The organism is Bacteroides propionicifaciens DSM 19291 = JCM 14649 (assembly GCF_000375405.1).
Classification (GTDB): Bacteria; Bacteroidota; Bacteroidia; order Bacteroidales; family Bacteroidaceae; genus Bacteroides_E; species Bacteroides_E propionicifaciens.
Genome location: NZ_AQWS01000005.1, coordinates 76,645 through 92,282, shown reverse-complemented (window position 1 = coordinate 92,282; position 15,638 = coordinate 76,645). Strand labels below are relative to the sequence as shown.

The 15,638-nt window shown below is 37.1% G+C and carries 11 protein-coding genes and 1 other RNA gene; 2 read left to right on the top strand and 10 right to left on the bottom strand.

Features of this window, described 5'->3' with window-relative positions:
• From B091_RS11655 to B091_RS0102675, 3 genes are all read right to left on the bottom strand, one after another.
• Window positions 1-197, bottom strand: a 197-nt coding sequence (locus tag B091_RS11655; RefSeq protein WP_018108468.1) for an ISAon1 family transposase N-terminal region protein, incomplete at its 3' end; no start/stop codon positions are given.
• Between the two features lie 158 nt (window positions 198-355).
• On the bottom strand, window positions 356-2,245 hold the full coding sequence (locus B091_RS0102680) for an amidophosphoribosyltransferase (RefSeq protein ID WP_018108467.1): 1,890 nt from the start codon (window positions 2,243-2,245) through the stop codon (window positions 356-358).
• 387 nt (window positions 2,246-2,632) lie between these two features.
• Window positions 2,633-3,148, bottom strand: a complete 516-nt coding sequence (locus tag B091_RS0102675) for a TlpA family protein disulfide reductase (RefSeq protein ID WP_018108466.1) — start codon at window positions 3,146-3,148, stop codon at window positions 2,633-2,635.
• Between the two features lie 272 nt (window positions 3,149-3,420).
• Here B091_RS0102675 and serB point away from each other — a divergent pair, with 272 nt between their 5' ends.
• Window positions 3,421-4,656 (top strand): phosphoserine phosphatase SerB, encoded by a 1,236-nt coding sequence (serB, locus tag B091_RS0102670; RefSeq protein ID WP_018108465.1) that lies wholly within the window; start codon window positions 3,421-3,423, stop codon window positions 4,654-4,656.
• A gap of 102 nt (window positions 4,657-4,758) precedes the next feature.
• Complete coding sequence (locus B091_RS0102665; protein WP_018108464.1) at window positions 4,759-5,976, top strand: DEAD/DEAH box helicase; 1,218 nt, start codon at window positions 4,759-4,761, stop codon at window positions 5,974-5,976.
• A 227-nt stretch (window positions 5,977-6,203) separates the two neighbouring features.
• Here B091_RS0102665 and B091_RS0102660 read toward each other — a convergent pair whose 3' ends face one another.
• From B091_RS0102660 to B091_RS0102645, 7 genes are all read right to left on the bottom strand, one after another.
• Window positions 6,204-8,195: a glucosamine-6-phosphate deaminase gene (locus tag B091_RS0102660; RefSeq protein ID WP_018108463.1), complete on the bottom strand. Its 1,992-nt coding sequence runs from the start codon at window positions 8,193-8,195 to the stop codon at window positions 6,204-6,206.
• A gap of 507 nt (window positions 8,196-8,702) precedes the next feature.
• Window positions 8,703-10,271 (bottom strand): RagB/SusD family nutrient uptake outer membrane protein, encoded by a 1,569-nt coding sequence (locus tag B091_RS0102655; protein WP_018108462.1) that lies wholly within the window; start codon window positions 10,269-10,271, stop codon window positions 8,703-8,705.
• Window positions 10,272-10,289: 18 nt separating this feature from the next.
• The gene (locus tag B091_RS12810; protein WP_238319408.1) at window positions 10,290-11,555 is read right to left on the bottom strand and encodes a TonB-dependent receptor domain-containing protein; all 1,266 of its coding nucleotides are present in this window, start codon (window positions 11,553-11,555) and stop codon (window positions 10,290-10,292) included.
• Window positions 11,486-12,934, bottom strand: a complete 1,449-nt coding sequence (locus B091_RS12805; RefSeq protein WP_238319410.1) for a SusC/RagA family TonB-linked outer membrane protein — start codon at window positions 12,932-12,934, stop codon at window positions 11,486-11,488. Before B091_RS12805 ends, B091_RS12810 begins: the two co-directional genes overlap by 70 nt.
• A gap of 32 nt (window positions 12,935-12,966) precedes the next feature.
• Window positions 12,967-13,347, bottom strand: coding sequence for a carboxypeptidase-like regulatory domain-containing protein (locus B091_RS12800; RefSeq protein WP_051069794.1), 381 nt, complete (start codon window positions 13,345-13,347; stop codon window positions 12,967-12,969).
• A gap of 774 nt (window positions 13,348-14,121) precedes the next feature.
• Window positions 14,122-14,516, bottom strand: a transfer-messenger RNA (tmRNA) gene (gene ssrA, locus B091_RS12425).
• 139 nt (window positions 14,517-14,655) lie between these two features.
• On the bottom strand, window positions 14,656-15,597 hold the full coding sequence (locus tag B091_RS0102645) for a PCMD domain-containing protein (protein WP_018108460.1): 942 nt from the start codon (window positions 15,595-15,597) through the stop codon (window positions 14,656-14,658).
• Between the last annotated feature and the right edge of the window lie 41 nt (window positions 15,598-15,638).

The following is a 15,638-nucleotide window of genomic DNA, read 5'->3' as shown; positions in this document are numbered from 1 at the left end:
AGAGGATAGTCATGCATCTTTATTTCCTCATAAAAACCTTTACTCTCAAGTTTATCATCGTGGTATTCAATAGGAGTTATATTAAGCTCTTCTAGATAAATATGCACTACTGAATCGCCAGGCTGAAAGTCTGACATCTCAAAATAATCGAATAAACCATCTGGTAAAATAAAGCGAACTAAAGGATCCCAACCCATGGATAAAGCATTTATATATTTTACTGCAAATATATATGTTTCAATCTTTTTTTAATACTTTCCCCACAGCTTTTCGGTATGAGCCTCGATTACAAATATAGCAGCACCTAAATAGATGCTGCTATATATTTTATTTAGACAAGATAGAAAACTATCGCCTAAGCTTTAAAATCATAGTTTTTCTCAACGTAATTTATGAAGGCATCGTTCACTAATTTAACACCTCCAGGCGTAGGATAATTGCCCGAGAAATACCAATCTCCTTTATGATTAGGACAAGCCTTGTGTAAGCCTTCAATCGGCAAGTAAACAATCTGAAGCTCTGCGTTAAATTGCTCTGGTTTAACCAGCTCTGCAATCTTCTGAGAAACATCTTGATCAGTAAAAGGAGCATAGATGTCTTTCACGTAGTTTTTCATTTGCTGGCGAGGAAGATTCAGTTGAGCTTTGGATTTCTTGTAAGCTTCTTCAAGAATACCTAATTGGTTAGTATCCTTTAGTAATTCAACTGCGGCAACAAAAGCAATAAACTCTTCCATCTTAGTCATATCTATCCCGTAATAATCAGGATAACGAACTTGTGGCGATGAAGAGACCACAATTATCTTTTTAGGTTGCAAGCGATCAAGAATGCTCAGAATGCTCTGGCGCAGTGTAGTTCCTCTAACGATACTATCGTCTATAATGACAAGATTGTCTTCATTAGCATTAAGACTGCCATAGGTGACGTCATAAACGTGCGTAGCAAGATCCTTACGACTATTACACTCGGCAATGAACGTACGCAGCTTAATATCTTTAATTGCCACCTTCTCACTTCGAATGCGGTGAGCAAGAATCTCTTGCATCTTTTCGACTGTAGCATCTTTACCCAGCGCTGCAATTTGACGTGCCTTATCTTTGTTTAGATAAATATCCAAGCCTTCGAGCAAACCAAAGAAAGCTACCTCGGCAGTATTTGGAATAAAAGAGAATACAGTGTGATCTAAATCGTGATTAACAGCTTCGAGGATAGAAGGGATTAACATCTCTCCCATCATCTTACGCTCCTTGTAAATATCCATGTCACTACCACGCGATAGATAGATACGTTCGAAAGAACAGGCCTGATTTTCTTTAGCCTTTATAATATTTTGAAAGTGAACTTCTCCAGCTCGATTAATAAGCATAGCTTGACCTGGCTTTAATTCCTTTACATCTTCAGCAAGAACATTCATGGTAGTTTGAATCACGGGACGCTCAGACGCCGCAACAAGAATCTCATCATCCATATAATAAAATGCTGGTCGAATTCCCCAAGGATCACGCATCATAAACATCTCTCCACTTCCTGTAAGACCACACATCACATATCCACCATCCCAATCTTTAGATGTTGAGCGAAGCACATTAAACATATCAACATTATCTTCGATGTAATTGGTGATATCCATGCCTGTACGTCCACCAGATTCGGCAAGATTGAATACACGTTCAACCTCACGATCCAAACGGTGTCCCATCTGCTCTAAAAGAATATAAGCATCGGTATATTTACGAGGGTGTTGGCCAATAGCAGTAATTCGAGAAAATATTTCATCGAGATTAGTCATGCTAAAATTACCACAAAGTGCGAGACTTTTAGCTCTCCAGTTATTTCTTCTCAAAAAAGGGTGTACAAATTCAAGACCAACCCTACCCGAACTGTTATCGCGTAGATGGCCCATGAAAACCTCCCCAGCAAAAGGCAGGTTTTGCTCAACCCAATCAACATCGTTAAGTTGCTCGGGGGTACACGAGTTGAATTTGGAGTGAATTACAGAAAAGATATCAGTTATAGCGTTTGCCCCCATGGCACGTTCACGAAACATATATTCCTCACCCGGCTGAGTCTCAAGTTTTATGCAGGAAATACCTGCACCATCTTGGCCTCGGTTATGCTGCTTTTCCATAAGCAAGTAGAGCTTATTGATTGCATACATCCAGGTGCCATACTTTGCTTGATAATACTTTAGAGGTTTGAGCAAACGAATCATGGCTACGCCACATTCATGTCTAAGTTCTTCCATTTTTTTGGTTAGAGAATTAATCGTTTCTATAAGTTTGTGTTAGCACTGCTTCTTAAGACGACGATTTGGTTGTTGAACAATAAATTTAGGAACAATTGGCAGGCCAGTCAAATGTAGAGTATTTTAGAAAAATAACACATCTACTCCACTTTGAGTAGCACGCACGAAAGTAGTGAATTATTGTGAGTTATAAATGTAATAAACTATTTTTTATCTCCCAGAGAGATGTTCCGTGTCAAATAAAAGTTCCGCCAACTTTATGACAAGTCATAAATGTTGACGGAACAGTTTTGTTGTATATTTCCTTAATCCAAAATCCGAAATTTGCATTCGGACTATTAAAATTTGATTTTATTCCTTTTCTATATTTCCTTATAAGTCATCACATCATGATGCCGATTTCAATAATAGAGAAGGAATCTCTGACGTTGTGACATTTTTGGCTATAATAATGCCATTCTCATCTAGTAAGAAGTTCTTGAATCCTTGGTTCAATTTATATGTTTTAAACAAATTGGATTCGTCACCATCGACCACCAAATAGCAATTGGATAGGTTGATTTGATCCATACGTACAGTCTCTTTAAATATTGATGGAAATTCATCAAAAGAAATAGAGACCATTTGTACCTCTGAGCCCAGATTTTGCAGAGCGCTGTTTAGCTTTATGTTCTGCATTCTTGATGCTGCGTCATAGCTAGCCCAGAAACTGAGTAATACAGGCTTTCCCTTCATTTTAGCGAGTGAAAACTCTGCATTATTACTTTTAACTGATGTAGGTTCGATGTTAAAATCAGGGGCTACATCACCCACATTCAAACCTCCAGTAGTTGTAGATTTATCTGCAAAGGAGGTCAAGGAACTTGCAATTAATACAACAAAAATCCATTTTACATTTCTCATGTAAGTCGAATTTAGTTAGTACTATTCGGGACTGCCTCAAGCAGTAGTTTCAGCCCGAAACATAACTTTTAAATGCTTAGATAAGTCTTAATAACACTGACTATCAAGGCGTTCTATTTTGAAACCGAGTGCAAAGTTAAAGAATAAAATAGCTAACTTCCAAATAATTAATACTAATAAACACTTAGCACTACTTGTTAAATCTTAGTAAAAGCCCCTCATATCACTCTAATTTAACTATTTTTGTTGACGATAATAAACCTATTAGAATTATGACTACTCTTGACTCTTCACTGATACAAGTCCGCATCACAGGCGTCGATAGCATTGGCTTGACGCATAGTATTACACAAATTCTTGCCGCCTATAATGCGACTATTTTAGACATTGGACAAGCCGACATACACGAGTCGCTAAATTTGGGAATATTAATTCACGTTAAAAATAAAATAGTGGATGCACTACTCGATGATTTATCGCATAAATGCATCGAATTGGGAGTTGACCCTCATTTTAAAACTGTTACGCCCCAAGCATACGAAGATTGGGTCGCTCAACAAGGGAAAAACAGGTATATACTCACCATTTTGGGTAGAAGAATAACTGCACATCAAATAGCAAAAACCTCCGAGATCATATCAGCTCAAGGCCTTAATATTGACTCTATAAAGCGTCTAACAGGTAGGGTACCCTTACACAAGAGCATATCAAACCTACGAGCTTGCATTGAATTTTCACTGCGTGGGACTCCTACGAATCAAAAGCAAATGCAAAAACAATTAATGGAGCTCTCTAGCGAACTTCAAATTGATTACAGCCTCCAAAAAGACAATATGCACAGACGTATGCGAAGATTGATCTGTTTTGATATGGACTCTACACTAATCCAAACCGAGGTTATCGACGAACTGGCCATGCGCGCAGGTGTAGGAGATCGAGTTAAAGCCATTACAGAAAGTGCTATGCACGGAGAAATTGACTTCAAGGAGAGTTTCAAAGAGCGAGTAGCCCTACTCAAAGGACTCGACGAATCGGTAATGAAAGATATTGCAGAAAAACTTCCCATCACCGAAGGGTTAGACAGGCTCATGTACGTACTCAAAAAGTATGGTTACAAAACCGCTATCCTATCAGGAGGCTTTACATACTTTGGAGCTTATCTTCAAAAGAAATACGACATCGATTATGTTTATGCCAACCAACTAGAGATTGAAGATGGCAAACTAACAGGACGATATTTAGGCGAAATAGTTGATGGTCAACGCAAGATGGAGCTATTACAAGAAATCGCAACCAAGGAAAAGGTTGATTTAGCCCAAACTATAGCTGTAGGAGACGGAGCAAACGATTTACCTATGATCAACGCTGCAGGGCTTGGAATTGCCTTCCATGCCAAACCAAAAGTACAAGCTAATGCTGATCAAGCCATAAATACGATAGGAATAGATGGAGTACTCTACTTCCTAGGCTTTAAAGATTCAAACTTGGATGAAGTGGGTAAACTCTAATTTTATTTAAGGTCATCGATGTAAATAAACAACTACATACTTTGTAGCACCGTGGATTTACTAGTATCTTTGTAGCTAATAGAGATTGATAATTATATATTTATGAAGTTTTCCGAATTAAATTTAAACGATAACGTTCTAGAAGCTCTAGACGCTATGATGTTCGATGAGTGTACGCCTATTCAGGCCGAAGCAATCCCCATAATCTTAGAAAATAAAGATTTGATTGCTGTCGCTCAAACGGGAACAGGCAAGACTGCTGCTTTTTTATTACCCGTGCTGAACAAACTTTCTGAAGGAAAACACACTCCAGATAAAATCAACACTATCATTATGTCGCCGACTAGAGAGCTTGCACAACAGATCGATAAAGAGATGGAAGGCTTCGGCTATTTTGTTTCGGTATCTAGTGTAGCAATTTATGGAGGCAACGATGGAATAGCTTTTGCACAACAGAAAAAGGGTTTAACCCTAGGTGCTGATGTTGTAATTGCTACCCCTGGTAGATTATTATCTCATTTAAACCTCGGTTATGTTGACCTCTCACACGTAGAGCACTTCATATTAGACGAAGCAGACAGAATGCTTGATATGGGATTCTTTGAAGATATAATGCAGGTGGTTAAATGCTTGCCAAAAGAGAGACAAACAATCATGTTCTCTGCAACTATGCCTTCAAAAATCCAAAAACTGGCTAGCAGCATTCTTACTAATCCTGAGGTTATCAAGCTATCGGTTTCCAAACCTGCTGAGAAGATTTTACAAGCTGCCTACGTTTGTTTCGAGAATCAAAAACTCGAAATTATTCGCACGCTATTTAATAATGAGGACGCAAAGAAATCGGTAATTTTTGCTTCTTCCAAGCTCAAAGTAAAAGAGGTTGCTAGAGAACTTGCCAAGATGAATCTACGAGTTGGTGAGATCCACTCAGACTTAGATCAAAAGAATAGAGAGCAAATGCTCCAAGACTTTAAGTCAAACAATATTGATATTCTTGTGGGTACAGATATAATCGCACGTGGAATTGATATTGACGATATAGGTCTGGTAATCAACTACGATGTACCGAACGACAGCGAGGACTACGTACACCGTATTGGTCGTACAGCACGTGCGAATCATGAAGGTATTGCCATCACATTTATCAGTGAGAAAGATCAAGAAAACTTCTACGAAATCGAACGATTCTTAGAAAAAGAGATTTTTAAAATACCTCTTCCTGCAGAATTGGGTAATGCACCAACCTACGACCCTAAAAACAACAGCCCAAGAAAACAGCAATACAACAAGAGACCTGCTAGAAATAAAAATAAAAACTAACTATAAGCTTCTCTTTGTTTAGAGTTTCTAAGAATATTAAAGTTAACTCACTTCTTAATCAGAAGTGAGTTTTTTGTTACACCTATCTCTTAGAATATAAGAGATAGGTGTAACAAATAAAAAAGAGTACCCGTTAGCTCATTCAAGCCAAACGGATACTCTTTTAATGTATTTAGAACACTAGTTAGAAATAATGACTCATTTCTAACTAGTTATTTACTCTTTGATTATAGAGGAACGTACTCAACAAAAGCTTCCATAGCTTCGTACGAAGCAAGACCAAGCTGAGTGTATAAGTCTGCAGTACCTCTATTTCTTGCTTCACTACGCTGCCAGAACAGGCGATCGTCGTTACCCAAGAATGGAGCACTTTCCATTTGAGATTGGTGCTTCAAGATTGAGTTACGTTTAGCTCTTAGCTCTTCAGGACTAATAGGCACAACCATTTCAATGTTTTCAATTTCCCATTCAGCCCATGCACCACGGTACATCCAAATGCGACAATCTTCTAACCATTTAGCTCCAGCTTGTTTTTCTAAGTCAACTGCAGCGAAAACAGCATCTGTACACACTTTGTGAGTTCCATGAGGGTCAGCCAAGTCACCAGCAACATAAATTTGATGTGGTTGAACCTCTTGTAGCAATTTACGAACGATATCAACGTCAGCTCTGCTAATTGGGTTCTTTTGGATTTTACCTGTTTCGTAGAATGGTAAATCTAAGAAGTGACAATGATCAAGGGGAATATGGTTATATGTACAAGCTATTCTAGCTTCTCCTCTACGAATAAGACCTTTGATGGTAAGAACATCTCTTGAGTCCATATCACCATTTTTCTTATTGGCTAAGAATTCACGAATTTCTTTATACTTATCGTTGATTACCTGATCATCACCTTCGTTGAATATTTGGTTAAAGCCATTGATGAAGTGTAAGAAACGTACAGCCTCTTCGTCACCTACAGCAATATTTCCTGAAGTTTGGTAAGCTACATGTACATCATGATCTTGTTCTACAAGACGACGTAAAGTACCTCCCATTGAAATCACATCATCATCAGGGTGTGGTGAAAAAACAACTACACGTTTTGGGTATGGTGTAGCACGCTCAGGACGATAAGTATCGTCAGCATTAGGTTTTCCACCTGGCCAACCAGTAATTGTTCTTTGGAAGTCATTAAAGATCTTAATGTTTACATTATAAGCAGAGCCGTAAAGAGCTAATAGCTCACTTAGACCATTTTCATTATAATCTTTATTAGTTAATTTCAAGATTGGTTTATTAACCAACTGACATAACCAAACAATAGCACTGCGAATAAGTTTTTCATTCCAATCACATGATGTTACCAACCAAGGGTGTTTGATTCGAGTCAAACTGTCAGCACCAGCAAGGTCTGTTACAACAAATGTATTGTTATGAGTTTGAAGGAAAGTAGCAGGAGTAGTATCAGAAACTTCACCCTCAACTGTAGCCTTAATGATTGAAGCTTTTTCTTCGCCCCAAGCCATTAAGTAGATTTTGTGAGCAGCTAAAATAGTGCCCATACCCATCGTAATAGAGCTGATAGGGGTTTTCTCAACACCACCAAATATCTTTGATGCCTCTTTGTGAGAAGTCGAATCAAGCAATATTAATCTAGTAGTAGAGTTTTGACGAGAACCTGGTTCGTTAAAACCAACGTTACCAAGTCGGCCGATACCAAGTAAAACAATATCAATACCACCTACTTCTTTAATCTTTTGTTCGTATTCAGCACAATGCTCAAAGATTGAATCTTGAGGCATAGTTGTATCTGGTGAATAGATGTTTGCTGGATCAATATCCACATGATTAAGCAGCATTTCCTTTAGCTCATTCAAGTTGCTATTAATAGCATCAGCAGCCAATGGGTAGTATTCGTATAAGTTAAAAACAACTACGTTGTTGAAACTTAAACCTTCTTCTTTATGCATTCTTACTAGTTCGGAATAAACCACACGTGGAGAATCACCACCTGATAATGCCAACACACAGTTACGACCAGTTTGTTGTTTCTCTCTAATTGTTTTAGCTATATCGCAAGCTATTTTCTTAGAGCCTTCATCTACTGATTCAAAAATGTCTGTTGGTAATTTTTCTAATCTAGTTAGTGCAGATTTCTCAAAAGCATTCTCTGGACGATAGTATCGGGGAGATACACGATTTAGAGTGATTTGAGAAGTTAAATTAGTCTTCATAAATTCTATAATAAAGTGTTGTTAGATTTGTTATATTATATTCTTCGTGTATTGCAAAGATACAAAAGTTGTTAAGCTTAAAACTACCAATTGAGAGGTATTGTTGCATGTTTTCTTGGATTTTAACAATCTTTGTTTATTTATATTCATTCTTAATAAGCAACTAACATCAAGGCCACCAACAAACAAGATAACCAAACCAAACAGTAACTGCCAGCTCTATATGCAAAACATTAAACTTAAGCCTAAAACCGACTATCACATGGATAAAGCTTGTATTTTGGCTATCTACTCAGTAAACACAAACAAATAGGTCGCTCACAACTAAGAAGTAAGTCAGTCTAGGCAAACCAGCTAGTCGTTTTTAGTCAATGAAGCTAAAGGCCAACATTTTTTTATACCAAAAAAACTGTATACTTACGACTCTATATGTATGTGTAAAAAAAGCAGGGATGGTATCGATTGATACCATCCCTGCTTACGTTCAGAACATATAAATTATCTTTTCTACAAAGCGTCCGATATATTTTTAGGATTTTGTACTAAAGCATCATTCGATTTTAAATCTACTTCTGGAATCATCCACAAGAAATCTTTTGTAGGAATAAAGTTTAGTGGTAAGAATAAATATAACCCCTCAGACACACCTTTATCAACAAAGGCTTTAAGTCTCTTTCCTAGTCGATTTGTTCTTAACTCATCGTAATAAATTTTTGCCTCACCGATAAATTCCCAGCCTCTTTCTAGAAATATAGCCTCATCAAGATCCTGCTGATTTAAGCCTACCAAATCATCAAGTTTGGAGCGTCTTCTTACTTCATTTAACTTATCCAGTGCGTCTTGTGAACCACCTTCTAATTTATTTTTGGCCTCAGCATAGTTAAGAAGAACTTCAGCATATCTAAGCATATAAAAGTTAGCACATGGCAGAGCCAAATCTACACTGGTCTGAAAGTCGTAATATTTAGCATTACCAGGAGTTGCGGTTAACCAGTTTTCTTGGCCTGGATAATATCCCTTATCTGATGGTAGAAACTTATGTTCTTTATCATTCATCATAAAACTTGTAATAAAGGCACCCAATCGCTCATCTTTCTTATCATAACTTTCCCATGCATAGATAGATGGTCCATAACGATGATAGAATGCAAATCCCATACCTGGAATTGTTATACTATTTCCTAAGCCAAACATGGTATGATTATTATTGAATTGACCTGGCGAAGCCGTGAATTGTAGCTCGAATATTGACTCTTCGTTATTTTTAGCATTAGGATTAAAAGCATACCAAAGATCAGTAAATTTATCCATCAACTGATATTTGCCCGATGCTATAACTGCAGCATTATAATCCAATGACTTCTGATAATAGTCCATATTATCTTCCATAGATGCCATTGTCAAGTAAACACTACCCAACAAAGTTTGTACAGCTCCTTTAGAACTTCTCCAAACTTCATACCCCTCTTCACCTCGCATAGGCAATACTTCTTCGCAATGTTCTAATTCAGCTATAATATAGTCGTAAACTTCACTTACAGACACTCTAGGTATATCCAAATCTTTACTTACCCCCTCTGTAAATTTGGTGGAGATAGGTACTCCACCATAAATTCTTACGAGCACATAGTAAGAGTAAGCTCGCAAAAATCGTGCTTGAGCAAATAAGATCTCTTTTTTTGTTTCATCCATAGGCGTATTTTGACCTCTGGCTATCACCGTATTTGCTCTATTTATTACGATATAAGAATTCTTCCAAACATTAGTAAATGTATGAGTAGAAGCATTGTTTATATCATACCAACTATTAATATATTGACAATCATCCTTGGTATAACTAGGCTGGCCATAGTCTGTGCAACACTCAATTCGCATAATGTATTTATAATCTGCGTTCATTTTTCTAAACTGAGCATACACACTAGCTAATCCATCTTCTAATTGATTTTCATTCTTGTAGAATGCCTTAGGATCAATAAATGTAAATGGCTTTTCGTCTAGGTTTGTACATCCTACAACTGTGGTAAGTGCTACAACAGACAAAAGCATATATTTGAGTATATTTCTTAGATTCATAACGGTCTTTTATTAAAATTAAAATTTAGCATTAACACCAATAATAACAGATTTAGCCCAGGGATTACTAGCGTCGCCATTGATAGGGTTATACCCTCTCTGGTTAGAGAATGTTACGAAGTTTTGGAAGTTGACATTTAATACTAATTTTTTAAAGGCTTTCATCTTAATTATATTTGAGAAGTCATAACTCAACTGGATATTCTTGAGGATAAAGTATTTCCAATTCGCATTGGTTCTATCAGAAAGATAGACGTTATGTGCTCCAGCTGCTGGAAAACTTCCACCAGGATTTGACGGACTCCACATGCGTTTATAGGCATACTCGGTAGGAATATAGATGTTATTGAGCACTTGATTTTCACCATAAAGCATAAAGCCACTCAAATCAGCATACCCCATTGACCAAGAAGAGTTTAAAGCAGCCGCATTTTCAGCACCAAGAATCGAGGCATATTTAGTACCTCCTTGTCCGAAAATACTCAGGCCTAGCCCCTTGTAGTCTGCACTAAGATTTAATCCATAATAATATTTTGGTTGTACTGATCCCAAGCAGATATAATCAGCCGAACCAATCGATCCATCGCCATCTAAATCGGCATACATTTCATCACCAAGTCTGGCGCTTGCAGCAGTATTGGGTACAGTTTCTTTATACCACGCTAACTGTTCCTCTGTTTTAATGATGCCTAAAGATTTTCTAGAGTAAACCCCATCAACAGGGTTACCTACTTTAAGAATTTGTGCAATTCCTGCGGGTGAATATTTAATTGCCACCTCGTCTACATCACCATAAAGTTCTTTTATCTCATTCTTATTGTAGGTTAGGTTTACAGAAGCATCGATATTCAAATCTTTTGTTCTTACAATACTACCACCAATAGTAAGCTCCCAACCCCTATTCATAACTTTACCAACATTACTTAATACTGACTGGAATCCAGAAGTAGAAGGTATTGGAACATTATACAGCAGGTCATTAGTATTTCTGGTATAGTAGTCAAAATTAATAGTCACTCGATTAAAAAGCATCGCATCGAAACCGATATCCCATTGTGATGTCTTTTCCCATTTCAGATCATCGTTTCCGATTGTTTCATAAAAGCCATTTATAATTGAGGTACCATCTGTGTAATTCCCTGACACAAGCTTCGCAAGTGACTGATAATCTCCAATCTCTTGGTTAGCCGTAATACCGAAACTACCTCTGATTTTCAAATATCTTTCAGGAAGTCTTCTTGAGTAACTCTCCAACCAAGCCCAACTGAGGGGAAGAATCCCCATTTACTATTAGAACCAAATCGAGAAGATCCGTCCCATCTGCTGGTTGCTGTAAGAAGATATTTATCATCATAAGCATATGATGCCCTACCCGTAAACGATATTAACGAGTTATCATACTTAGTAGAGGAAACCTTTAAAGATGCATGATCGGCTAGTCCGACATCCCAAGCACCAGTTTGGTCGTTCTCATAGCCACTACCCATTACCGATTGATTATCGTAGGTGAAATTTTGCCATGAATAAACAGCAGTAGCCGAAACTCTATGCTTATCCCAAACTTGATTATAAGACAAAATATGCTCCATAATCTTACTCATTCCCTTACTCCAAAAGTTACCTCCGTCACCATTAACTTTTTTAGTTTGGTTTGAAGCATCTTGAGATGAATTATAAATGTAGTTTCTTAGATTTTTTACATCAGTACCTATAGTTACACGATAGGTCAACTGATCTAAAATTTTAAAGTCCACAAAGGCATTAGCTAAAAATCGGTTGTTCTTAGAACGATTCGTACGTTCTTTCATATCCAAGACAGGATTCCATGGATCATTAATAAATGCATTATTAGTTGAAGACACATTGTACGAACCATCTTCATTAAAAACCGGCTCGGTAGGCCAACCATATCTAAAGATATTGATTAATGCCATATTGAACTTATTCCTTGTAGAATAGGTATATTGTATATTAGCTCCAACAGTAAGCCAATTATTAAATACTTTTTGAAGATTAGATCTCAATGAGTATTTTTCAAACCCTTGTGCTTTTACGAGTCCCTCTTGATTAAAGAAGCCTCCAGAAAGCAAATAGTTTAGACCATTACTGCTCCCATCAAAAGAAACATTATAATCTTGAATCAATGCCGTTTTTTGGAGTACCTCTTTTTCCCAGTTAGTACTAGCATCATAAGTTGATGGAGCATTAGGAAAAGGTACTTTAGAGTCTTTTGAACCTTGGTTTTCATAACCTGCGTTCATGAAGTTTATAAAGTCATCTCCCGAAATTAGGTTTGTCAACCTGCCAGGAGTTTGAATACCTGTTAGAATATTAACATTAAGATTATTTGCTTCTCGAGATCCTCTCTTAGTAGTAATCATAATCACACCATTAGCCCCTCTAGAACCATAGATAGCTGTGGATGAAGCATCTTTAAGGACCTCCATCGATTCAATATCATTAGGGTTAATATCACTAATATCACTATCCATCAAAGGAAATCCATCAACTACAAATAGGGGTTCATTACTAGCCGAAATTGAACCACTACCTCTAATTCTAATTGAAGGAGAAGCACCCGGTTCATTACTGTTGAACACAGCAATACCCGCAGCCTTACCTTGCAAAGATTCGAGCGCATTACCTGATACAGTAGAGGTCAGATCCTCGGGTTTTAATTGTGCGGCAGAGCCCGTTAAGTCGGTTTTTTCACCACACCATAACCAACGACTACAACTTCATCAAGAAGTTCTGTGTCCTCTTTTAGGGTTATCTGAAACATGCGCTTGCCTGAGATAGGGATTGACTGTTTGATGTAGCCAACATAAGAGACTTCTAAAGTCCCACTAGTTGGAGCAGCATTTAGTGTAAACTTTCCATCTATATCTGTCAATGTACCTAGAGTGGTACCCTTAACAGTTACGTTGGCCCCAATAATTGTTTCACCAGATGAATCAATTACCACACCTTGAATTGTGTTTTGAGCATATAAATCTGCCCCATACACCATTAACAGACAAAAAAAGATGGCCTTTAGCCATGTCGTGTTATGGAATAAGTTAATTCTGTTTTTCATACTTTAGTATTTGTTTTAGGTTTATGTGTTGATGCTAAACTACGTTAATACATTTAATAAAACAAGAATTACAATAAAATAACTATATAGTATAAATTACTTAACACAATTGATATGTGTAACAATAATTACTAATTTTATTTAATTAGAAGTTACTACTATTTACAAAACAACGCATTATTTAACAACGATTAACAGATCAGGTCATACCAACCCCAGAAGGCACACAACTGCACTTTTACTGTCATGAAATATAATGCTCGAAGAAGTTTACTATTCCGTGACACCAATACAGCACCATAACAAATATTAATATTATTAATTATACATCTGGTATATAATAATAAAACATAACAATCAAATAATTCACACCAAAGTAATATTTTACAATTATTAGCTTATCACACATAAGAAATCAGTTATTCAAAATCGTGTATTTAGTGAATTTTATACCCTAGCAAACACGAATTTATGCAGAAATTAAATTCACTAATTACCCTAATGTAGAGTAAATAGCACCATGCATAAATTTATATATTAAGCTATTCTCAGAAACTATCACGTAAGCTTCGTGATCTATTGTATTACTCTAAGTTCTCAAGTAGCTTTGCGTACTCATTGAATAACTGAACAACTCACGTTTTTGAGGTAAAAAGTATATGTAAGATATATCAGGACTTAGGAACCAAATGTGAGGTATTGAGGGGGGTGCTAATACAAAAAGCGTTGATATACTGATATATCAACGCTTTTAAATTAATTTGAATTTTATTCCAGTGGAGCTGGAGGGAGTCGAACCCTCGTCCAAACGAGGAAGTAATATGCCTTCTACATGCTTATCTTCGCTTAAGTTTTCGAGTATAGACAAGACCGAAGCTACCAATCTATACCTTATCCTCTTTAATTTCGCCTAAGGTCCGAGGCTACCTTAAACTATTTCCGATATACTGCACCACTTGACCGGAAGACTTCGGAACAACAGTTTCCGAGTGATGTCTCGTCTCAACACCTAGTGCCGAGATAAAGCTAATCTACTGTGATTCGATTAAGCAGCAAGAGCGTAGTTATTTTCGCCAGATAAAAGTTTGATACTATGATTAGAGTGCTTAATATCAATGCACTGCATGCTTACACACCAATTCTACCCGCTGTCAAAGCCAATCAGCCCCAATCTTTACGATGTAAAACCTACACGAGAATATTCTCTAATAACCTTATGTAGGAGTGCAAAGATAAGAATTAACCATGGATTCACCAATAAATGAACCCAGTATTTACTATCCAATTAATATTGCTCGGACCTTATTATTAGTAAACTAGTTTAACATTGTCAACCCAAAAAGTATTACCTGGAGAACCAATATATGCTCCACCATGGCTAGAAGAGAATTGTAAGATGATATGCGTTGGTGCTTCATCAGCATTTGCCCAACCTATCTCTTGTATCAAGACAATATCCCCTTTGCTATTAACAGTATAACGGTCTTGATCTTGAATTTTCATTCGATCTTCTAAATAATATCTATTTGAGGCAATATCACCATACATAATCTGATAGGTAGCATTATCTATCCATTCAGTGTCATCATAGTAATAGTTAACCATCGTTCCTACACGCTTAGCAAACACATTACCTTTTTCATCTTCCCATCGCTTTTGCAAGAGCAAAACAGTAGCTGGCAAATCTTTTCCCTTAATTGTTTTAGTTCTACCAAAACCTGTTGCACGGATACGATCTGGCTCTCCCGAGAGCTTGATTTTGTAGTCATAACGCACAGCACGAGGCTTCTTAGTAAATGGCACACCAAACTGAAGAATCTTTTGAGGGTTCTTTGTACTTTTAATTGGTTCATGAACTGAACCTAAAAAAACAGAGCCTGCAGCCAATACAGTTATATCAATCAGACCAAAAACCTTCACGCTTTCCATACGCGTATCCATACGTGCCGAAAATCCAGTTCCTCTACGATCAGGGAAAACAGAAGTATTTGTCTTTGTAACACCAGCAACTTTGGCCATAACGTTAGAAGTTGCCCAAGGAGAGCCACCCTTATTTACATAAGGAATATCACCCGTTATAACTTCTGTTGGCCCAATAGCATAAACGTCTTTTGTTTTTCCACCTATAATAGCAGATTCGGTAATTCGACGAGTAATCCACTGATTCATGTCACCATACGCTATCATCTCCACACGCTCATTAGCTAAGGTATCACCCAACACACGCTGAGCAGATACACCAGTGGTCATGCTAACGAAGACCAAAACCAGTACAAATAACCTTTGTGTTA

Coding starts and splice junctions, on each gene's coding strand:
- B091_RS0102665 (WP_018108464.1), top strand. CDS start 4,759: ATGAAGTTTTCCGAATTAAATTTAAACGATAACGTTCTAGAAGCTCTA.
- serB (WP_018108465.1), top strand. CDS start 3,421: ATGACTACTCTTGACTCTTCACTGATACAAGTCCGCATCACAGGCGTC.
- B091_RS0102645 (WP_018108460.1), bottom strand. CDS start 15,597: ATGACCACTGGTGTATCTGCTCAGCGTGTGTTGGGTGATACCTTAGCT.
- B091_RS0102680 (WP_018108467.1), bottom strand. CDS start 2,245: ATGGAAGAACTTAGACATGAATGTGGCGTAGCCATGATTCGTTTGCTC.
- B091_RS12810 (WP_238319408.1), bottom strand. CDS start 11,555: ATGGGGATTCTTCCCCTCAGTTGGGCTTGGTTGGAGAGTTACTCAAGA.
- B091_RS0102660 (WP_018108463.1), bottom strand. CDS start 8,195: ATGAAGACTAATTTAACTTCTCAAATCACTCTAAATCGTGTATCTCCC.
- B091_RS0102675 (WP_018108466.1), bottom strand. CDS start 3,148: ATGAGAAATGTAAAATGGATTTTTGTTGTATTAATTGCAAGTTCCTTG.
- B091_RS12800 (WP_051069794.1), bottom strand. CDS start 13,347: ATGAAAAACAGAATTAACTTATTCCATAACACGACATGGCTAAAGGCC.
- B091_RS0102655 (WP_018108462.1), bottom strand. CDS start 10,271: ATGAATCTAAGAAATATACTCAAATATATGCTTTTGTCTGTTGTAGCA.